The following is a 20,090-nucleotide window of genomic DNA, read 5'->3' as shown; positions in this document are numbered from 1 at the left end:
CGGCTATACCGCCTGAAGCCAGGCTTCAGGCGGTATCACTTATTTTTTAACCGGTGACGGGATGGTCATGTTTAACAGACCACGCGACTTGTTGAAAATTTTATTGCCGTTTTCACGCCCGGCGCGACGGGCACGCTGCTCTTCCGGCGACAGTTTCGCCTCTTCCTGACAGAGCGGACTACAGCAGTTCTCAAACTTCTCTGCACAGCTTTTACACTGAATAAACAGCAGATGGCAACCATCATTGACGCAGTTGACGTGAGTGTCGCACGGTTCACCGCACTGGTGACAGTTCGACAGCACATCATCAGAAATACGCTCACCCATCCGCTCGTCAAAGACAAAGTTTTTGCCTTTAAATCGGACCGGTAACCCCTGCTCACGGGCACGCCGGGCATACTCGATAATGCCGCCTTCGACGTGGTAGACATCTTCAAAACCGTTATGACGCATCCAGGCACTGGCTTTCTCGCAGCGAATTCCCCCGGTGCAGTACATCACAATCTTTTTGTCTTTTTTGTCCTGCAGCATATCAACCGCCATCGGCAGCTGATCGCGGAAGGTGTCGGCTGGCACTTCCAGCGCGTTATCAAAGCGACCGACTTCATATTCGTAATGGTTACGCATATCAACGAACACCGCATCCGGATCGTCCAGCATGGCGTTCACTTCTGCGGCTTTAAGGTATTGCCCCACGTCGCTGGCATCGAACGTACCGTCGGCAATGCCGTCCGCCACAATCCGGTCACGGACTTTCAGGCGAAGCACCCAGAAGGATTTACCGTCGTCGTCCAGCGCAACGTTCATTCGCAGATTATTCAGCGCCGGGTCAAAGCCGTAGAGATAGGCTTTCATCTTTTCATACTGACTGGCGGGAACGCTGATCTGGGCGTTAATCCCTTCGTGCGCGACGTAAACCCGGCCAAACACCTTAAGGGCGGTCAGACCGAGATAGAGTGCATCACGAAACGCTTTAGGATCGGCGATCTGGAAATACTTATAAAAAGAGACAGTGGTGCGCGGCTCGGTTTCAGCCAGCATGCGCGCCTTCAGCTCTTTATTGGAAACGAGGTTATGTAACACTGGCATGGTGTTCGTTCCTGTTATCAATAGAAGAAATTTAGCGCGCACATGATACCTGATTTCAACGGGATGCAAAGACCACCGGCCAAATTGATTGCCGGTTGGCTGTTTTTCCCGCACTGCCGGCTCGCCTATATTACTGACCGAAAGAATTGACGCTGACAGTGACATTTATACGCAAGATAAAAACTGGCACAATAGTGAAAATCAACGAGATATCAGCACCGCACGGTGCGCGACGCAGGAAAAAACAATTTCACATGACCCAGTTGCCTCAATTTTCACGAGAACTGCTTCACCCACGCTATTGGTTAACCTGGTTGGGCGTGTTCTTCCTTTATCTTTTGGTGCTACTTCCTTATCCCCTGCTTTATGTGCTCGGCTGCAATATTGGCCGTATAAGCATGCGCTTTATGAAGCGTCGCGTTAACATTGCACGCCGTAATCTGGAATTAAGCTTTCCAGATATGCCGCCCAACGATCGTGAAGCGATGGTTAAGCACAACTTCGAATCCGTCGGCATGGGCTTGATTGAAACCGGCATGGCGTGGTTCTGGCCCGACTGGCGGATTAACAAATGGCATAAACCTTCTGGCTTAGAGCATATTCAGCAGGCGCACGACACTCAGCGCGGCGTGTTGTTGATTGGTATGCACTTTCTGACGCTGGAGATTGGTGCCCGCATGTTTGGCATCCATAACCCGGGCATCGGCGTCTACCGGCCGAACGACAACAAGCTGATTGACTGGCTGCAGGTGCATGGCCGGATGCGTTCCAACAAAAGCATGCTCGATCGTAAAGATCTTAAAGGGATGATTCGCGCCCTGAAACGTGGCGATATCATCTGGTACGCACCCGACCATGATTACGGCCCGCGCAGCAGCGTGTTTGTGCCGTTTTTTGGCGTCGACAAAGCGGCCACCACGGTCGGCACCCATCTGTTAATCCGCATGGGTAAACCGGCGGTGATCCCGTTTGTACCGCGCCGTCTGCCAGAAGGCCGGGGTTATGAACTGATGATTTTACCTGACATCAGTGATGCCTTTACCCTGGCGAGCGAGGAAGAGACCGCAGCCCGGATGAATAAGGTGGTTGAGGAAGGCGTTTTACTGGCTCCTGAACAGTATATGTGGCTGCATCGCCGCTTCAAAACCCGTCCGGAAGGGGAACCCTCACGCTATTAAATCACCGACGCTAAACGGTCGCTATGGGGCCGTTTAGCGCGATTTTCGCTTTATTCCTGCCCGGCTAAAACAATCTTTTGCTGCTGCCAGCCTACGCCGGCCCGATTCCCGGTCCAGTAATTAATCAACACCGCGATCGGATTAACTGATAACTGCACGATATAATTAGCATCCTTAACCCATCTACAGTGAGTTAGCAAGGCTGGCGTCCTTTTTTGTGCCGGATAAATTAATTTTTTAACGATTTATTATATTCACCGGCGGCGCTAATTTATATGAACGCCAGGTCAATTCCTATTTAGCAAGGCTTAATCATTTCCCGCAGCTTATTAATCCAGTAAAATTAACTTAATTAACAAGCAATTGTCGTTGCGTGCTGTGTCATATTCCGTTTTTACAAAATTTCAATAGTCTGATAGGCCATTATTGCATTTGAATATGTGAGTGGTTATCGGTAATTTCTGCTGTGACAGTTAGATGCTTAACTGCGAAGGCAAAAACATAAAAAGATGACACACAGCAACCTTCTTAGCAGGACTTATAATATGAATAAAGGTCTCTACTATTATGTGACAATCAGCACCGATCAGGACAACTATCATGCGCTTCACCGGAAAGGATGCCGGCGGATGCCGGATAAAGAAGACGTAATATTTATTGGTACCTTATATAATCTGAGTCAGGCATTATCGATCGCCCGAATTAACTTTAAGAAAGTCAAGCCCTGTATAAAATGTTGTATTCGCTACTCTGCGCCGGTGATTCATGAGTCGGTGCGCCCGGTTCTGCACTTCCCGCAAAAAGGAGTCTGACCGTGAATGGCGGGAAGTGCGTTATTTCCCGCCAATCAAACCGCCCCGCCCTTTCCCTCCGCCAGATTTCGTCTATTCTTCACTGAAATCAAATCAACCAGGCAAGGAGAACAGCGATGAGCATGTACAGTACCTTAGAGGAAGCGATTGATGCTGCACGTGAAGAGTTTCTCGCTAACCACCCGGAACTTGAGGAAGGCGATGCATCGGTAAGCCAGTTTGGCCTGCAAAAATATGTCATGCAGGACGGTGATATTATGTGGCAGGCGGAGTTTCTGGCTGACGAAGGCGATGCAGGTGAATGCCTGCCAATTCGCAGCGGTGAGGCCGCTCAGGCGATTTTTGATGCTGACTTCGATGAGGTTGAACTGCGTCAGGAGTGGTTAGCGGAAAACACCCTGCACGAGTGGGACTACGGCGAGTTTCAGCTGGAGCCGCCGCTGGATACCGAAGAGGGTGAAGCCGCTGCGCAGGAGTGGGAAGATGATAACAGCGACTCCGATCGCGGTTATTCGTAAGGACCGTGGCTGGCGTCGACCGGTAACAGCAGGGTGTCAACCACCAGCGACAGCGGCAGGTCAAGGATAGTCAATACGCGCCAGGCGCCGTCACGTACATCCCACTGTACCCCAGGATAGTACTGATTACCGTGCCCCTGACCGGGCACGGTACGGCTGATAATACTGCCGCAACCGCTCATACAGATCACCGCCAGCGCTAACACCGCTGTTTTCAGACACCGTTTCACCACTGATACCCGCCACTAACAATCATTATCGTTATCCCGCGCTGCGCGCCCCGTTAGCCCGATTTATCCCGCCACAACCAGCTCAACTCTGCTGTTACTCTGGCCGCGAATAACCGGCAAAAAAAAGCGGCATCGCTGCCGCTTTTTCATTTTACGCGTTTTTGACCAGCGCGTTGGGGTTGAGGGTGAGTTTTTGATAACTCTCCACCCACTGATGATACTTCTCAGCGTTCTCCCACAGCCGGGTATGCACACGTGCCAGCACCACCGGATCGCTAATCAGCTGTAAACGCTGTTCACGATTCAGTTTATCCGGCGAATCGCTTAACGCCTGATCGACGCGGCGATCGCGGGCGTAGTCGAGTAGCTGACTCTGCTTATGCCGTGACGTCGCCAGTGCCGTCGCCAGCGCGTTAAACGCCGGGTGGAACAGCGCGTGCATAAAGCCATTTTCCAGCGCCCGCTCACGGTTAAGCTGCAGGTAGTGATCGGTGTCCACCAGCTCTTTCGGCGGCTCATACTCTTCCGGGATCAGGAACAGTCGAGCCTTCTTGCTCTTGATACCGATGGTTGCCCGGCTCGACATCACCGACACAAACGGCGACAGAATCAGCGAGAAGACAATCGGTGACAACCACCACAGGAAGTTGAGATCCAACAGTCCCATGCCGATTGCCCACACCAGACCCAGCGCCATCTGCGAACCGTGACGTTTAAACGCCTCGCTCCACGGGGTCGCGTCATCGTCACGCTGTGGCGAATTCCACACCACTTCCCAGCCGAGGAAGGCGCTAACCACAAACACGGTGTGGAATAGCATGCGCACCGGAGCCAGCAGCACCGAGAACAGCATCTCCAGCATCAGCGAGATGAACAGACGGATCGCGCCGCCGTATGATTTCGCCCCCTTGCACCAGATCAATATCACGCTCAGCAGCTTCGGCAGGAACAGTAATATCAGCGTGGTGGAAAACAGCGCTATCGCCAGTTCCGGACGCCACTGCGGCCACACCGGGAACAGCTGGCGCGGTTGCAGGAAGTAGGTTGGCTCCATCAGCGTATGCACCACCTGCAGGGCGGTAGACAACGCCAGGAACATGAACCACAGCGGTGCTGACAGGTAAGACATCACGCCGGTCAGGAACACCGCACGGTGAACCGGGTGCATCCCTTTCACCAGGAACAGGCGGAAGTTCATCAGGTTACCGTGGCACCAGCGACGGTCACGTTTCAGCTCATCCAGCAGGTTGGGTGGCAGCTCCTCATACGAGCCCGGCAGATCGTAGGCAATCCAGACGCCCCAGCCAGCACGACGCATCAGCGCAGCTTCAACAAAGTCGTGTGACAGAATCGAACCAGCAAACGAGCCTTCACCGGGTAACGGTGCCAGCGCACAGTGTTCGATAAACGGTTTCACCCGGATAATCGCGTTGTGTCCCCAGTAGTGGGATTCCCCCAGCTGCCAGAAGTGCAGGCCAGCGGTAAACAGCGGACCATAAACGCGGGTGGCAAACTGCTGACAGCGCGCATACAGCGTGTCCATACCGGATGCTTTCGGCGACGACTGAATAATACCGGCGTTCGGGTTGGCTTCCATCATGCGAACCAGACCGGTCAGACACTCACCGCTCATGACGCTGTCGGCGTCCAGCACCACCATGTAGCTGTAGTTGCTGCCCCAGCGACGGCAGAAGTCATCGATGTTGCCGCTTTTACGCTTCACACGACGACGACGACGGCGATAAAAAATCTTGCCGGCACCGCCGACGTCGCGCACCAGCTCCATCCAGGCTTTCTGTTCGGCGATGGCGATATCAGCGTCGTAACTGTCGCTGAGGATATAAACGTCGAAATGCTCAGCGTTGCCGGTCCGCACCACCGATTCCCAGGTGGCACGCAAACCGGCGTAAACCCGCTCAACATCTTCGTTACAGATCGGCATAATCAGCGCGGTACGGTGCGCCGGATTAAGCGGTTCATCCCCGACGGTAGAGTAGGAAATGCTGTATTTGTCGCGACCAATCAGTAACTGCAGGAAGCCCATCAGCGCGGTCCAGAAACCGGCCGAGACCCAACAAAACAGAATGGCGAACAGGAACAGGATGCCGGTCTGCAACACATACGGCAGGATCTGCATCACCGACTGCTGCCAGTTCTGATTGATCATCTCCATCGGATCCAGCAGCGTCCAGCCCTGATACGGCAGAATGGTCTTCATATACCAGGTGGCAACTACGGTCTGCATGATGGTGAGGATCAGCAGGATATAGCGGCGAATTGATCCGACATGACGCCATTTCTCTTCGGCACGCTGCTCTTCCGCATTGGCGTAGCGCGGCACCGATTTATGTCCACGCAGTGAGTCCCAGGCGCGCGCGACCGGGTTGGTCCGCCACGCTTCCGGGAACATCAGCGAGCGTTTGACCTTCGGCATCGCCTTTAGCGTGGTACGATCGAGGTCATCTTTACCCAGCTGCTGACCGTTAGCGAGCGAGTCGGGCCAGGCCATTTCGACCCGCGATGACACCGATTTTAACGGCGCATCATCGGGACGATCGCTGGCGGCCACATCCTTGCCCAGCGCATCATGAATGAAGTGAAACGCTGCCGCATTCTGCAGCGAGGCGCTGAGGCGCGCCTTCCCCGCCGCATCCAGCGGCAGGGATTCCACGTAACGTTGAGGTGTAAAAGTCGATTTATTCATTGGCAGGTAACTGATAGCTCCAGGTTTCCGTCAATGTCTTGTCGCCGCTAACCAGCGCCGCACGCATTTCGGTGGGCTGCTTGTTGTCTTTCACACGCAGACGCAACACCAGACGCCAGCCTTTAGTGACCGGGTTATAACGTACGCTCTGCTCCACCACATCCGCGTTTTTACCCACGCTGACCTGCGGTGCCACCTGGCTGTTCTCCGCCATCTTGCTCATGTCTTTACCCACGAAGTCGATGGTGAAAGCCACGGTGCCATCTGGCTGACGCACCAGATTAGACTGCTTCACGTCACCCGCTGAACGCAGGGTATTTTTCACCCATGCGGTATCGTCAGAGTGCAGCTGATTTTCATCACGTGAGAAGTGCAGGCGATATTTGAAGTTCATCTCTTTGCCCGGCTCCGGCAACGTCTCCGGGGTCCAGAACGCCACGATGTTGTCGTTGGTCTCATCAGCCGTTGGGATCTCAACCAGTTCTACCCGGCCTTTGCCCCAGTCGCCTAATGGCTCAACCCAGCCGCTTGGGCGCAGGTCGTAGCGATCGTCAAGATCCTGATAGTTGTCGAAGTTACGTCCACGCTGCAGCAGACCAAACCCTTTCGGACTCTCGATGGTGTAGGTACTGACCGCCAGATGGCGCGGATTGTTCAGCGGACGCCAGATCCATTCACCGTTACCACTGTGAATTGACAGACCGTCTGAGTCATGTAACGCCGGACGGAAGTTACTCACGTTGGATGGCTGGTTCTGACCGAACAGGAACATACTGGTCAGCGGCGCTACGCCCAGTTTACCGACGTTGTCACGCAGGTAGACTTTCGACTGCACGTCAACGGTCGACGCCTGGCCCGGACGCAGCACAAAGCGATAGGCACCCGCGGCGCGCGGCGAATCGAGCAGTGCATAGATCACCAGCTGTTTATCCTGCGGCTTCGGACGTTCAATCCAGAACTCTTTGAAACGCGGGAACTCTTCACCGGACGGCAGCGCAGTATCAATCGCCAGGCCTCGGGCCGACAGCCCATAAACCTGACCGGCACCGATTACCCGGAAATAGCTGGCACCGAGGAAGCTGGCGATCTCATCGTCTTTACCCTTGCTGTTTAACGGGTAGAGCACTTTGAAACCGGCAAATCCGAGGTTTTTCACCGCATCGGCATCATGTTTTACATTGCCAAAATTAAAATAATCGGGGCTGTATTTGATCTCTCGCACCGCGTTCGCGGTCACTTCATTAATTTGCACCGGGGTGTCGAAATACATCCCCTGGTGATAAAATTCCAGCTTGAACGGCGTGCGCAGTTTGCCCCAGTACGCTTTATCGTGGTTAAACTGGATCTGCTGATAATCAGCAAATTTCATTTCACGAAATTGAGAGGGTAAATTGCTTTTTGGCGCTTCGAAGCTTTTCCCTGCCAACGCTTTGGCTTGTCTGGCAACATCATCGATGTTAAACGCCCAACTGTTATTGGCGTATAACGCCAGCAGAACCGCAGTACCAATCCAGCGTACCTTCATCAGTCCGGCTTTATTTTTTTCTTTAGTCAGCACATCCCCCCCTTTCGTGTGCTTAAATCAAACCCGCTTATCTTAAAGGATTATTCGGTTTTCCGACAGCTTATGCGCAACATTGTTCCCGCATTTCGTCAGGCAAACACCCGCTTTTAGGACAATTAAACACTACGGATTCCACTGATAGTATACCTTGTTTATCGCAGGTAGAATTCTGCCCGAGCATAATCCGGTTTCAGGGCGAAACCGGTCATACGTACTAACGAACTGGAACTTTATGAGTACAGCAAAACCTGAACGTGAATACTTCCTCGACTCAATCCGGGCGTATCTGATGTTACTGGGAGTACCGTTTCACGTCTCCCTGATTTACTCGACGCAGAAATGGGCAGTTAACAGCACAGAAGCCTCGCTATGGCTGACGCTGTTCAATGACTTTATTCATGCGTTTCGCATGCAGGTGTTTTTCGTCATCTCGGGCTATTTCTCTTACATGCTCTATCTGCGCTATCAGCCGCGACGCTTTCTGAAGGTGCGGCTTGAGCGGGTTGGCATCCCGTTACTGACGGCTATTCCGCTGATAACCCTGCCGCAGTTTTTTATGCTGAAAAACTGGACCAGCAAGCTGGCCGACTGGCCGCGCTTCAGCCCATATGAAAAATTTAATAATCTGATGTGGGAGCTGATCTCGCACCTGTGGTTTCTGGTGGTGCTGGTGATGCTGACAACCCTTGGGATGGTGACATTCCGCTGGTTGCGCGATCAGCACAGCACCACTGATTACAGCCGGGTCGGCTGGGGTTCACTGGCCGCGGGCGTCACGGCCTGGGCATTACTGTGGTGTCTGTTCCGCCGCCTGATCTTCCTGTTCCAGCCAGCCTGGCTGATGGATGGCCTGTTCAGCATTATCGTGATGCAAACTCTCTTCTATCTGCCGTTCTTTATGCTGGGCGCGCTGGCATGGAAACATCCGCCGCTGAAGCAGTTGTTTGTGCGTTTCAATCCGCTGATGTGGGTCGGCGCGGTGGTGATGTTTATTGCCTACTGCGCCAATCAGCGCCTGAGCAGCGGCGAAGGCTGGCTGTATGAGCTGGATGCCCTGATTTCAACCCTGATGGGATTGTGCATGCTGAGCGTCTGCTTCTGCTTTGGCCACAAGCTGCTGAACGCGCATTCGCCGCGCATCATGTACCTGGTCAATGCGTCGCTGTTTATCTATCTGGTGCACCATCCACTGACCCTGCTGTACGGCATCTACGTCACCCCGCGCATCGAAAACAACACGCTGGGCTTCTTCCTCGGCCTGCTGATGGTGTTCGGGATCGCCTTCCTGCTGTATGAAATTCATCTGCGGATACCGCTGCTGCGTTTCCTGTTCTCGGGTAAGTTTGAACGCAAATAAGCTGGAGTCAGGCGATTGATGGGTTTGGCTTCCGTCTGCTGACGCGTTCAAGCGATGGGAGCATAGGTCAGAAGTAAAGCGGACAAAAACGCCGGGAGCGTTTTTGAACAACGCAGAGCGTTGGCCCGGCGACGGGCGCACCTCAGGGATGCGGTGCGCTGAACCCGCCAGAGATGGCGGGTTTTGCGTCTTTGCGGAGGCCGTATGCTCCCTGAGCCTGAGCCTGAGCCTGAGCAGCGCCCAGCTTACAGCAGCCACTCAATCGGCAAGCGCCACACCAGCCGCACCTGCAGCCGCTGCCACCACGAGCAGCCAGGCTCGTGCTTGTGCACCACCTGTTGCGCTTCATCCGGATATTCCAGCCAGTTGACCCGCCCCCACTTATCCAGCCGCAGCGTCCAGGCACGATCGCGCATCGACTGGCTAAAACGCTGATGGGTTTCCTTTGCCAGCGCCTCGCTCTCAATCACCAGCCCCATTTCAGTATTGAGTACCGCTGAACGCGGATCAAAGTTGAATGAGCCGATAAACAGCGTTTGCTGATCGACCGAAAAGGTTTTGGCATGCAGGCTTGAGCCGGAATTACCGGTTAAGCCACGATCGTGCGGCGCATCCTGCAGCGCCGCCTGCGGCTTCAGTTCATAGAGGGCGATGCCGTGACGCAGCAGCTTCTTGCGCCATTTAGCGTAACCGGCGTGCACAATCGACACATCATTGGCGGCCAGCGAATTGGTCAGAATGGCAATCTTCACCCCTTTGCGCTTCAGCGACAGCAGCTGCGCCACGCCGGCGCGGGTTGGGACAAAATAGGCGGAGATAATGTCGAACTGCCGCTGCGGCGTACCGATCACCTCCAGCATCCGTTGCGGCAACAGCGTTTTCCGACGCGCTTTGCCCAGCCCCTTACGCGGATCGTCACTCAGCAACCGGGTTCTGGCCCAGGTCAGCGCTAACCTGCCCTGCTCCAGATCCTGCAGCAGCGAGGCACTTTCAAGGCGCTGCAGATAACGCTGTACCGCCTCGCTGTGACGCCACTCGGCCGGCAGGCTGACGCTGTCTTCCTCCCGCTCCTGCTCGTCCAGCACCTGCTGTAGCGGTGAAACCGGCCGGCTGTTCCAGTAGCGTTCAAAATCCTGCGCCACCTCATCGACCACCGGGCCGATCGCCAGCACGTCGAGATCGGCGAACAGCGGCTCATTGCCGGTTCCGAAATATTCATCGCCGACGTTACGCCCGCCGACCACCGTGGTGACGCCATCAACGGTAAAGCTTTTATTGTGCATGCGGCGGTTCAGCCGGGCAAAGTCGGTCAGGTAGCCCAGCGCCCGCAGGGTGCGAAACGAGAAAGGATTAAACAGTCGCACCGCAATATTGGGGTGACGGTTGAGCTGGGCCAGCGTTTCATCCAGGCCCGGCGTATTGTTGTCATCCAGCAGCAGACGCACTTTCACCCCGCGCTGTGCCGCCTCCAGCATCGCGCTGAACAGCAGCCGGCCAGAGAGATCGTTTTGCCAGATGTAGTACTGAATATCGAGCGAACGCTCCGCTTTTTGCATCAGCAGGTAGCGCGCCGCAAAGGCGTCCAGCCCGTCGCTGAGCGGATAAATCCCGCTGAGCCCCGGATGGCGCTGGCACTGTGGCACCAGCTGCGCTTCCAGCCAGCTGGGCTGTTCGGATTGCTGAGACAGCTCAAACGCTTCGGTCATGACCATTCCCTGTAAAATGCAGTTATTTTTATTATTCCCCGGCCCGCGGTCTGACGCTATACGATCCTACCGACTTGCTAAAAACGCTGCGACCGGTTTTTAGTCTAGACTTAGTCGGACGATCTGTGACCGGCATCGGCCCGGCAGGAGAGGAATATGTCACATCAACCCCTTACAGACGCCCGCCAGCGCCATCATCCCAGTCTGTTCCGCAGCTTTTTCCAGGGCAGTTTTCCCTGTTCCACCGCCTGCCGCACGCCGGGAAAACGACTCGACATGGTTATCAGCAGCGGCCACGATATGCTGCTGGAGAGGGATTACGCCGCGCTGGCGGAACAGCACCTTTTCACCGCGCGCGACGGCGCACGCTGGCACCTGATTGAAAAAATTCCCAATCAGTATGACTGGCAGAGCTTTCTGCCGATGATCGCCGCGGCGCAGCGCCAGAATTTACAGATTATCTGGGAACTGGCGCACTTCGGCTATCCCGATCATCTTAATATCTGGAAAGCGGAGTTTGTTGACCATTTTAGCCGTTTCGCCCGCGCGATGGCCCAACTGATGCGCGATGAAGGCATCGAACAACCGTTTTTCACACCGGTTAATCAAATCTCTTTCTGGTCGTGGGCCGGTGCCGATGTCGCCTGGTTTAATCCACACGCGGCGGGACGCGGCAAAGAGCTGAAGCGTCAACTGGTTCGCGCCTCGCTGGCGGCTATTCATGCCATTCGCGAGGTCTACCCGGATGCACGCTTTGTGCTGACCGATCCGCTGGTTCAGATTGCCCATCATGCCGACAACCCGGACAGTAAACCCTACGCCGACGCCCAGCATCAGGCGCAGTTTGAAGCCTGGGATATGCTGGCTGGCCGCCTCGACAAAGAGTTAGGCGGCAGTGAAGACTGTCTCGATATCCTCGGCCTGAATTACTATCCCGATAACCACTGGTTCTTCCCCGATCGGCCGATGTCACCCGACGATCCGGCGCGGGTGCCGCTGCATATTTTGCTGGCACAATGCTGGCAACGCTTTCAGCGGCCGATGCTGATTGCCGAAACCGGTGCCGAAGGCGAAGCGCGTGCGCCGTGGCTGCAGGAGATCAGTGAGAATGTGGCAGTGGCGCTGGATCAGGGCATTGCGGTGGAAGGGGTGTCGCTCTATCCGGTGGTGGAATACCCGGCCTGGGCTGATGACCGGCGTTCACCCGGTCCGCTGCTCGGCCTGGCCGATCCCAACGGCAACCGCAATCTGCATGAAGCGCTGGCACTGGTATTGCGCAGTCAGCAGATCAAATTTACCCGACGCGATCAGACTGGCTGAGACGGCGGTTTTTTGGGGGAGCAGGACTGAACATCAAGGGAAGGATCGGTGGGATGGCGTACATCGGTTAACCAGGTCATGGTGAACAGAAAGGTGACGCCAATCAGACAGGCCGCCAGCAGGCCGATAATTGCGATCAGTTTGTCATCTCTGGATTCCATCGCCTTCTCCTGTTCCATTCCCTTGAATTACGCCGGAGTCAGCTCATCCAGAGCGTAATCATCAGGACAAAGATTATAAGCGTAACCGAGGTCACCGCAAGCACCACAATCGCAAAGTGCGCATCGTCGAGCGACTGGCGAATCGGCTCATCCTGATCGTCGGGTGGCGATGGTAACGACATGGGCTTCCTGTAAAATTCGGTGAACGGGCGAAAAAGCAGCGCGTCACAGTGTAGATGAAAGCCTGTTTTTCGTCCGGTTCTTTCGCCCGAAAAAAAAACGGAGCGCGTGCTGCGCTCCGTTATCCTTTCAGCTCCGCCGATCAGAAGTCGTAGGTCACCCCAACTTTCAGCGTACGACCATCGCCCTGCGACAGATAAGTGCCGGTATCATCAACGTTGGCCCAGTACTTCTCATTGGTCACGTTTTCGACCCCGACGCGCCACACCATATCATTCTGGTTGAGCCGGGTGCGGTAACGCAGTCCGAGATCCAGCGTGGTATAGCTGTCGATTTTTTTACTGTTCGCCGCATCAGCCCACTGTGAACCGGTGTGGGTGATCAGCGCGGTAGCGGTCAACCCTTCCAGCGGTTTAATGTCATATTCGGCTCCCAGTGTGTAGTTGTCACGTGGCACCCCCACCGCCTGTTTGCCGTCATAGGTGCCGCCGGAGGTTTTGGTCATCACCGGATCCAGCCAGGTGGCGCTGGCGTTAAGGCGGAAGCCTAATACCGGCTCGCCAAACAGGTTGGTTTCAATGCCGCGATGTCGCTGCTCACCGTTCATGCCATACGCGCCATCCGCGCCAATCATCCCCGACGGTTTTTTAATCTCAAACAGCGACAGCGTGCCGCCGATGCGACCGAAATCCCCTTTCACCCCAACTTCATTTTGTTTTGAATGGGCGATGCCGGTAATGGCTCCCGGATTGGTGACCGTATCATTACGCGGCGCCACCGCGCCTGGCTGCAGCGCTTCGGTGTGGTTGGCATACAGCGAAATCGACTGCCACGGCTTGTAAACCACCCCATAGGTCGGCATCCAGCGGCTATTGGTGTAGCGCGACGCGGTATCTTCTGCGCCGCTGTTGTAGTTGTAATTACGCACCCACACTTTCTGATGGCGCGCGCCAACCGTCAGCAGCAGCGAATCATCAAACAGGCCCAGCGTGTCGCTCAGCAGATAGCCCTGGGTGCGCGAACGTGCAGTAGTCAGCGGATCGGAGAAGTTTCCGCCGGCAAAGTTTGCCGGCGGCGCGGCAACCTCATCCGGATGATAGATGTTGGTGTTCGCACTGGTCAGCGACATGTTGTAGGCATTTTTCGCATTGGTGGTCAGCGCGGAATAGCCAACATTGACCTTGTGCGAAATAAAGCCGGTATCGAAATTGCCGCGCAGCCCGAGCATGCCGCTCATGTTGTCCTGCACGCGGTTGGTATTGAAGGTGCTGATAGTGGCATCACCCTCGCGGTTCAGCAGTTTTGGCGTGCCGTAGTTACCGGTTTCATGGGCATGCTGCGCGCCTAAACCGGCATACGCGGTCCAGCTATCGCTGAGATCGTACTCCGCCCGGGCAATACCAAACTCCGACTCCATGTCGCTGTAGACCCATTGCTGGCTGTAATTACGCGAGTTGGACGGCACGGCGGGAATAAAGTCGACGCCGCTGATGTTGATGCCCTGCAAGCCGTCGTGGAAGGTCTTTTTCTGATAGCCAACATCCAGCGAAGTGCGTAACCGATCACCGTGATAGTCGAGACCGATTGAGGCGGCGGTGGTACGCTTTTTCTCGTCATCCACGCCGCTTTCACCTTCACGATGCACCAGGTTAACCCGCACGCCAAACTGGTCGTTATCTCCAAACCGGCGTCCCGCATCAACGGTTGTGCCGATCTGCGCATCAGAGGTGTAATCCACACCGACTCGCGCCTGCGGCGTAGCGCCGGCATGTTTAGGCTCAAGGTTGATAATGCCGCCGACACCGCTGCTGGCCGCACCGTTCAGCAGGCTGTTAGCGCCTTTGAAAATTTCGACCCGATCCACCAGCGAGGCATCCATCACCTGACGTGGCACCACGCCCGGCAAGCCGCCGTAGGTCATGTCATCGCCATCCAGCAGGAAACCGCGGATACGATAGCTTTCGGCGAAGTTGCCATAACCTTTGACGTTCTGCACGCCAGCATCATTGCGCACCACATCAGCGATGGTTTTGGCCTGCTGATCCTCAATCATTTTTGCAGTAAAGCCGATGACGTTGAACGGCACATCCATTGCCTTTTGCTCACCCAGCATGCCCAGCCGGCCGCCGTGGGCAACCTGCCCCTCCAGATAAGCCGGGACCGGTTGATCGCCGCCCGGCGTGAAGTCATCGTCGGCGCTGGCGGTTACCGTCATGGTTTGTCCGCTTTGGCTGGCGTCCTGTGCGGCATCACGCGGAGCGGCAGACGAGGCTGGCGTTGCCGCCATCACGGGCAGACAGCCGGCACCGATCAGCATTGCCAACAGTGTCGGTTTACATCCTGGGGTTAAAAGGCGCTGACGCATGGTTGTTCCCTGAATTTAATTGGACTGAGAATCATTATTATTGCGGTTTGCGATTATGCGCAGGGCGTTGCCAATTGCAAGCAAAATCAGCAGTCAGCGCGGGTAATAAACAGCCGGGAACAGCCGCGCGATGACGAAGGCAGAATGCCCGTGCCCGCGCAGCATGGGCAGCAGATCAGACGCCGCGCCAGCGTTTGAAGATCAGAGAGGTATTAATGCCGCCAAAGGCGACGTTATTGCTCTGGATGTAGTCAGTTTCAATCTGCCGTGGCTCAGCCATGATGGAGTCCAGCGCGCCGCAGCTGTCAGCCGGTTGCGAAAGATTAAGCGTCGGGGCGAACCAGCCCTCACGCATCATCTCAATGCTCATCCACGCCTCCAGCGCGCCACAGGCTCCCAGCGTATGGCCGAAGGCACCGCGCGCCTGGGCATGCGCCAGCGATTCGAGGATCAGCGTGCCGGCCCCCTCGCCAATCGCCTGGCTGCCGGAGGTGCAGGCGCTGGCGGTGGGGATCACCCGACCGCGCAGGCCGAAAAACAGCCCGGCATTAACCGCAGTGGTGTGCGGCATCATCTGCACATAGGTGGTGCCGGTCATATTGTTGGTGTGCTTCCCGGTCAGCATGGTGGCGAACTCACTAACCGGGCCGCGCACAGCAGCGCGGGACGCGACAGCGCCGATCCAGCAAACAAAATCTCTGACTGCTGCTGGATCGGAACCGTATCAAGGGAAAGGGTTATTCAGAGGATGACGTGGCGTTTGCTGACCAGCCGCCGCCCAGCGCGCGATAGAGATCAATCTGCGCCAGCAGCAGATTATTTTTCACCGTCACCAGATTCAGCTGGGTTGTAAACAGGGTACGCTGGGCATCCAGCTCATCAAGATAGGAGGCGTAACCGTTCTGATAGCGGTTACTGGCGATGCGCAAGGCTTCAGCTACATAGTTCTCCTGCTTTTGCAGCTCTTCCAGTTGTGCCTCACCCTGGCGGATCGCATCCATCGCATCGTTCACTTCTGAGAAGGCGTTACGCACCACTTTCTCATAGCCATAGAGCGCCTGGTTACGGCTGGCCATTGAGACATCCACTTCTGCTGTTAGCGCTTCACGGTTGAGCAACGGCGCCAGAATACTGCCGCCGACGCTCCACAGGCGGAACGGATTATCCGCCAGCTGATGCAGCACCGAACTCTGTAAGGTGCCGGTCGCAGTCAGGTTGAGATTGGGCAGCAGCTGCGCTTTGGCCGATGCCAGACTGGCATCGGCGGCCAGCAGCTGGCGCTGCGCCTGAACGATATCCGGTCGGCGATTGAGCAACTGGGACGGCAGCAACGACGGTAACTGCTGCGGCGATATTTGATCGAACTGCTGTCGGCGGGCAATTTCGCGCGGGTTCATCGCCACCAGAATACTCAGCGCATTCTCCTGCCGGGCAATCTGATGCTTAAGCTGCGGTATCTGTGCTTTGGCTGACTGGTACTCCGAGGCCGCCTGCATCCACTCCAGCCGCGAGGTGTAGCCGGTTTCAAACTGGCGCTTCGCCAGGGTCAGCGAATTATTGCGGGTGATCAGCGTCGCTTCGGTGACGCGCAGCTGCTCATCAAGAGCACATAAGTTGAGATAACCCGAGGCGACCGAGCTGGCAATGGTCAGCTCCGCCGCCGATGCCGCAGCCTGTTGCGCCGCCAGCGAGGCTTGCGCCGCATCGATCGAACTGCTGCGTGCGCCCCACAAATCGACATCGTAATTGGCCTGCAGCAGGCCCTGAAAAACGTCGGTTTCATAGGGCTGGCCGGTGACGGAGGAGAGCGTACGTTCACGGGTTGCCGCCGCGCCGGCACTCAGGGTCGGATAGTTGTCGCCCTGCGCCGCACGCAGCTGAGCACGATACTGATCCACCCGCGAACGCGCGGTAAGGATATCGGGATTGTTGCGCAGCGCCTGCGTCACCAGCCGGTTGAGGTGCTCATCGCCAAAGGCGCGCCACCAGCCCGCTTCTGGCGGAGCAGCAGGCCCGACCCGATCGCGCCAGGCTGGCGGGATCGGCAGTGACGACGGCGCTTTTTCAACCTGGGTCGCGCAACCGGCCAGCGTCAGCGTCAGCACGCCAATCAGTAAACCGCGGACGATCATGGTGCGCCCTCACCTGCCGGCTGTGCAGCGGTATCAATGCTCACTTCCACCGACATGCCGGGCCGCAGTTGCTGCATATCCTGCTCATCGATGCGGATACGAACCGGAATACGCTGGGCAATTTTGACGAAGTTACCGGTGGCGTTGTCAGGCGAAATGGCGCTGAATTCCGACCCGGCAGCCGGCGAGATAAATTCAACCTGACCGGTAAAGCGTTTGCCATCCAGCGCATCGACCCGGATGGTGACCGGCAGACCGGGCCGGATCCGCGCCAGCTGCGTCTCTTTCAGGTTGGCGATGATCCACTTGTGGTTAGGTACCACCGAGGTCAGCCGCGTTCCGGCCGTGACATAAGCGCCGGTTCGCACCGACAGCTGGCCGAGCTGACCATCATCAGGCGCGATAATCCGGGTGTTGGCCAGATCGATCTCCGCCAGTTCCAGTGCCGCCTGCGCACTGGCGACGTCCCCTTCCAGCGACGCACGGTTGACGATCACCGTTTGCAGATTTTGCTCTGCCACGGCGATCTGAGCCGCAGCCTGACGGACCTGCGCCTGTGCCTGGGCGTTAGCCGCGCGGGCGGCATCCCGTTCGCGCACCGACAGCGAGCCGTCAGCGGTCAGGTTCTCTACCCGTTTCAGGTCAAAGCCGCTTTTCAGCGCCTGGGCTTTGGCGTTTTCCAGCACCGCTTTATTACTTTCAATCGTCGCCTGAGCACTGCGTCGCTGCTGCAGGTTATTGCTGAGCGCCGCCTGCTTCATCGCCAGCTGAGCCTGGGCCTGATGCACTCGCTGACGATAGATACGATCGTCGATGGTCATCAGCAGCTGACCCTTTTTTACCGGTTGCAGATCGATGACGTCAACCGAGGTCAGGTAGCCGCTGACCTGCGGACTGATAAAGGTCACCTGGCCGCGGACATAGGCATTTTCGGTGGTTTGCACTGCGCTGGTGAAAGGCCAGAGTTGCCAGGCGTAGAGAATGACTAATACGCCAATCACTACTATGCCGCTGCCGGCGGCAATCGAAAGAATACGGCGGCGGTTCGCACGGTCGCGTTCGGCTGCCTGAAGTTCGTCCTGCTGACTCATTGTTTCTCCGTGTTTTCCTGTAATGCGGCCAGCTGATGCTGCTCACGCAGGTTAAATTGCGCCTGGCGCCAGTCGAGATAACGCCGACGCGTTAACCGCCAGATCACCCACATCAGGGTGATCAATGCCAGCGCCGCCGTTAACAGATAGGTGTCGTTATAGGCCAGTACGTTGGCCTGTAAGGTCGCGACGGTTTGCAGCTGGCTGCTGCTTTGCGCGCCGAGCAGAACGTTATCGCCGACCAGGCTATTGAACAGCGCATTGTACTGGCTGAGACGTTGGTTGACGTTAGGGTCAAGCAGCGAGAGTTGATCGCTGAGCAGGCTGGAGTGATATTTTTCCCGCCAGGTCTGAAAGGTTCCGAGGATCGCTGAACCAATCAGTCCGCCAAGGTTCTGGCTCATGCCAAACAGCACCACAAAACTCACCAGATTTTTCGGCTGGGTGACCACGCTGCCGATCCCCATCAGCATCGCGGGTGCCATAAAGAAAGCGCTGCTGAAACCCAGCAGAAACTGGCTGACGTACATATTGTTGGCGCGGGTCAGCGGACTGGAGTGCGCATCCATCAGCGACGCGATAATCATCACCACCAGCGAGGTGACGATGGGCCAGTTGAGGTGGTCAGGCTTGATGGTGAGCGCACTGGCGGCGATACCGACAATTACGCCGGCAATAATCGCCAGCGCCAGCCCGCGCATCTGATCGTTCTGTAAGCCAATCTGCTGTAAAAAGCCGACCGCGCCGGTATTCTGTTCCGCCAGTACGATGCGGATCATAATCATCACAATCCCCAGCCGGACCATCATGCCGCTGCTGAGCCAGCGGGTATTGATCAGCGGATTACGCCGGTTGTGCTCAATCACAATCGCGGCCACGATCAGCGTTAACGCGATGGCGGTGCAGATGCCGAGCCACGGCGTGGTAAACCACCACTCAATCCGCCCCAGTGACAGCACGCCGCACAGCAGCGCCATGCCCGGGGCCAGCAGCATAAAGGTGACGAAGTCCATTTTTTCAAAGGTTTTGATACGGTCGCCGGGCGGCAACTTGACCAACAGCACTCCGCCCAGCGCAATCAACGCCAGGCCAAGTTCAAACAGATAGAGACCGCGCCACTCATTGAGCTGCAGCAGTTCTGAAGAGAACAGACGCGCCAGCGGAATCGCCAGTTGCGACACCGTCAGCCCAATCACCAGCGCTTTCAGACGATGCTTCGCCGGCCACGCCTGCACCTGGTAATAGATGCCCAGCGAACTGAGCGCCGCCGCCACCATGCCGTGCGCGGTACGCACGATGATCGCCGAACTGAGATCGTTGGCAAACAGGTGAAAGAACGCCACCAGCACATACAGCACCAGAAACGCTTCGGTGAACGCGCGCAGGCCAAACTGCTGACGAAATTTCACCAGCAGCAGGTTGATGGAGATATTGCCCATTACGTAGACCGCTGGCAGCCAGGCAATCTCATTGGAATAGGCACCAAAGGTGCCCTGCAGATTGATCAGATTGGCGGTGACCAGCGCATTACTTAGCGCCCCGGTCAGGGAGATCAGCAGGCCAATCAGACCAAACGCCACCCGCTTCGGCAGCGGATGCAGCGGGGTTGAGGGTGACCCAGGCAGCATCGGTTTTTCATGCGGTAACCACTCGCGCGCGGCATAAGGATTGCGCTTCGCCACC

16 protein-coding genes and 1 pseudogene are annotated in these 20,090 nt (G+C 56.4%); 5 read left to right on the top strand and 12 right to left on the bottom strand.

Annotation, left to right across the window (positions count from 1 at the left end; all coding sequences use genetic code 11):
- Nucleotides 1-39: 39 nt before the first annotated feature.
- A complete protein-coding gene (trhO, locus tag AC6I8I_RS07105) occupies nt 40-1,089 on the bottom strand; it encodes an oxygen-dependent tRNA uridine(34) hydroxylase TrhO (protein ID WP_031376542.1) in 1,050 nt (349 codons plus the stop codon).
- Nucleotides 1,090-1,343: 254 nt separating this feature from the next.
- Between trhO and AC6I8I_RS07100 the strand changes: the two genes are divergently transcribed.
- The 3 genes from AC6I8I_RS07100 (at nt 1,344) to AC6I8I_RS07090 (ending at nt 3,597) form a co-directional block, all read left to right on the top strand.
- Nucleotides 1,344-2,267, top strand: a complete 924-nt coding sequence (locus tag AC6I8I_RS07100; RefSeq protein WP_312052599.1) for a Kdo(2)-lipid IV(A) acyltransferase — start codon at nt 1,344-1,346, stop codon at nt 2,265-2,267.
- Nucleotides 2,268-2,812: 545 nt separating this feature from the next.
- Entirely contained in the window at nt 2,813-3,079 is a 267-nt protein-coding gene (locus AC6I8I_RS07095) for a hypothetical protein (RefSeq protein ID WP_312052601.1), read from the top strand.
- A gap of 116 nt (nt 3,080-3,195) precedes the next feature.
- Nucleotides 3,196-3,597, top strand: coding sequence for a MysB family protein (locus AC6I8I_RS07090; protein ID WP_497828472.1), 402 nt, complete (start codon nt 3,196-3,198; stop codon nt 3,595-3,597).
- Here the strand turns inward: AC6I8I_RS07090 and AC6I8I_RS07085 are convergent.
- The 3 genes from AC6I8I_RS07085 to AC6I8I_RS07075 form a co-directional block, all read right to left on the bottom strand.
- Nucleotides 3,588-3,779 carry a YceK/YidQ family lipoprotein gene (locus AC6I8I_RS07085; protein WP_312052989.1) on the bottom strand — a complete coding sequence of 64 codons (192 nt, stop codon included), beginning with the start codon at nt 3,777-3,779 and terminating at the stop codon, nt 3,588-3,590. The genes AC6I8I_RS07090 and AC6I8I_RS07085 overlap by 10 nt on opposite strands.
- A 199-nt stretch (nt 3,780-3,978) precedes the next feature.
- On the bottom strand, nt 3,979-6,531 hold the full coding sequence (mdoH, locus tag AC6I8I_RS07080) for a glucans biosynthesis glucosyltransferase MdoH (protein WP_312052603.1): 2,553 nt from the start codon (nt 6,529-6,531) through the stop codon (nt 3,979-3,981).
- Nucleotides 6,524-8,059: a glucan biosynthesis protein G gene (locus AC6I8I_RS07075; protein ID WP_312757316.1), complete on the bottom strand. Its 1,536-nt coding sequence runs from the start codon at nt 8,057-8,059 to the stop codon at nt 6,524-6,526. The genes mdoH and AC6I8I_RS07075 overlap by 8 nt, the downstream gene beginning before the upstream one ends.
- 268 nt (nt 8,060-8,327) lie before the next feature.
- Between AC6I8I_RS07075 and mdoC the strand changes: the two genes are divergently transcribed.
- Nucleotides 8,328-9,452, top strand: a complete 1,125-nt coding sequence (gene mdoC / locus AC6I8I_RS07070) for a glucans biosynthesis protein MdoC (RefSeq protein WP_312052605.1) — start codon at nt 8,328-8,330, stop codon at nt 9,450-9,452.
- Between the two features lie 245 nt (nt 9,453-9,697).
- Here the strand turns inward: mdoC and AC6I8I_RS07065 are convergent, their stop codons facing one another.
- Nucleotides 9,698-11,158, bottom strand: a complete 1,461-nt coding sequence (locus AC6I8I_RS07065) for a phospholipase D family protein (RefSeq protein ID WP_312052607.1) — start codon at nt 11,156-11,158, stop codon at nt 9,698-9,700.
- A gap of 156 nt (nt 11,159-11,314) precedes the next feature.
- On the opposite strand from AC6I8I_RS07065, the gene AC6I8I_RS07060 reads away from it, so the two are divergent.
- Nucleotides 11,315-12,478: a glycoside hydrolase family 1 protein gene (locus tag AC6I8I_RS07060; protein WP_312052609.1), complete on the top strand. Its 1,164-nt coding sequence runs from the start codon at nt 11,315-11,317 to the stop codon at nt 12,476-12,478.
- Here AC6I8I_RS07060 and AC6I8I_RS07055 read toward each other — a convergent pair.
- From AC6I8I_RS07055 to AC6I8I_RS07025, 7 genes and pseudogenes are all read right to left on the bottom strand, one after another.
- Complete coding sequence (locus AC6I8I_RS07055) at nt 12,466-12,639, bottom strand: hypothetical protein (protein WP_312052611.1); 174 nt, start codon at nt 12,637-12,639, stop codon at nt 12,466-12,468. The two genes, AC6I8I_RS07060 and AC6I8I_RS07055, sit on opposite strands and share 13 nt — an antisense overlap.
- 38 nt (nt 12,640-12,677) lie before the next feature.
- Entirely contained in the window at nt 12,678-12,821 is a 144-nt protein-coding gene (locus AC6I8I_RS07050) for a hypothetical protein (RefSeq protein WP_162836818.1), read from the bottom strand.
- A 140-nt stretch (nt 12,822-12,961) separates the two neighbouring features.
- Nucleotides 12,962-15,184 carry a TonB-dependent receptor gene (locus tag AC6I8I_RS07045; RefSeq protein ID WP_497828471.1) on the bottom strand — a complete coding sequence of 741 codons (2,223 nt, stop codon included), beginning with the start codon at nt 15,182-15,184 and terminating at the stop codon, nt 12,962-12,964.
- A 175-nt stretch (nt 15,185-15,359) separates the two neighbouring features.
- Nucleotides 15,360-15,860 (bottom strand): annotated as a pseudogene (locus AC6I8I_RS07040) (beta-ketoacyl-[acyl-carrier-protein] synthase family protein); the annotation flags it as partial.
- A 61-nt stretch (nt 15,861-15,921) separates the two neighbouring features.
- Nucleotides 15,922-17,316, bottom strand: coding sequence for an efflux transporter outer membrane subunit (locus tag AC6I8I_RS07035; protein WP_312052614.1), 1,395 nt, complete (start codon nt 17,314-17,316; stop codon nt 15,922-15,924).
- Nucleotides 17,313-18,407 (bottom strand): HlyD family secretion protein, encoded by a 1,095-nt coding sequence (locus AC6I8I_RS07030; RefSeq protein WP_312052615.1) that lies wholly within the window; start codon nt 18,405-18,407, stop codon nt 17,313-17,315. Before AC6I8I_RS07030 ends, AC6I8I_RS07035 begins: the two co-directional genes overlap by 4 nt.
- On the bottom strand, nt 18,404-20,089 hold the full coding sequence (locus AC6I8I_RS07025) for an MFS transporter (protein ID WP_312052617.1): 1,686 nt from the start codon (nt 20,087-20,089) through the stop codon (nt 18,404-18,406). The genes AC6I8I_RS07030 and AC6I8I_RS07025 overlap by 4 nt, the downstream gene beginning before the upstream one ends.
- Nucleotide 20,090 lies beyond the last annotated feature (1 nt).

This window comes from Pantoea sp. X-Soil-YNGN-775 (assembly GCF_059730575.1).
This window is presented reverse-complemented; position numbering and strand designations above follow the sequence as displayed.

Excerpts from the sequence above, each read along its gene's own strand:
- AC6I8I_RS07100 (WP_312052599.1), top strand. The coding sequence starts at position 1,344 with ATGACCCAGTTGCCTCAATTTTCACGAGAACTGCTTCACCCACGCTAT.
- AC6I8I_RS07060 (WP_312052609.1), top strand. The coding sequence starts at position 11,315 with ATGTCACATCAACCCCTTACAGACGCCCGCCAGCGCCATCATCCCAGT.
- mdoH (WP_312052603.1), bottom strand. The coding sequence starts at position 6,531 with ATGAATAAATCGACTTTTACACCTCAACGTTACGTGGAATCCCTGCCG.
- AC6I8I_RS07085 (WP_312052989.1), bottom strand. The coding sequence starts at position 3,779 with ATGAGCGGTTGCGGCAGTATTATCAGCCGTACCGTGCCCGGTCAGGGG.
- AC6I8I_RS07050 (WP_162836818.1), bottom strand. The coding sequence starts at position 12,821 with ATGTCGTTACCATCGCCACCCGACGATCAGGATGAGCCGATTCGCCAG.
- AC6I8I_RS07065 (WP_312052607.1), bottom strand. The coding sequence starts at position 11,158 with ATGACCGAAGCGTTTGAGCTGTCTCAGCAATCCGAACAGCCCAGCTGG.
- mdoC (WP_312052605.1), top strand. The coding sequence starts at position 8,328 with ATGAGTACAGCAAAACCTGAACGTGAATACTTCCTCGACTCAATCCGG.
- AC6I8I_RS07045 (WP_497828471.1), bottom strand. The coding sequence starts at position 15,184 with ATGCGTCAGCGCCTTTTAACCCCAGGATGTAAACCGACACTGTTGGCA.
- trhO (WP_031376542.1), bottom strand. The coding sequence starts at position 1,089 with ATGCCAGTGTTACATAACCTCGTTTCCAATAAAGAGCTGAAGGCGCGC.
- AC6I8I_RS07030 (WP_312052615.1), bottom strand. The coding sequence starts at position 18,407 with ATGAGTCAGCAGGACGAACTTCAGGCAGCCGAACGCGACCGTGCGAAC.
- AC6I8I_RS07055 (WP_312052611.1), bottom strand. The coding sequence starts at position 12,639 with ATGGAATCCAGAGATGACAAACTGATCGCAATTATCGGCCTGCTGGCG.
- AC6I8I_RS07095 (WP_312052601.1), top strand. The coding sequence starts at position 2,813 with ATGAATAAAGGTCTCTACTATTATGTGACAATCAGCACCGATCAGGAC.
- AC6I8I_RS07035 (WP_312052614.1), bottom strand. The coding sequence starts at position 17,316 with ATGATCGTCCGCGGTTTACTGATTGGCGTGCTGACGCTGACGCTGGCC.
- AC6I8I_RS07090 (WP_497828472.1), top strand. The coding sequence starts at position 3,196 with ATGAGCATGTACAGTACCTTAGAGGAAGCGATTGATGCTGCACGTGAA.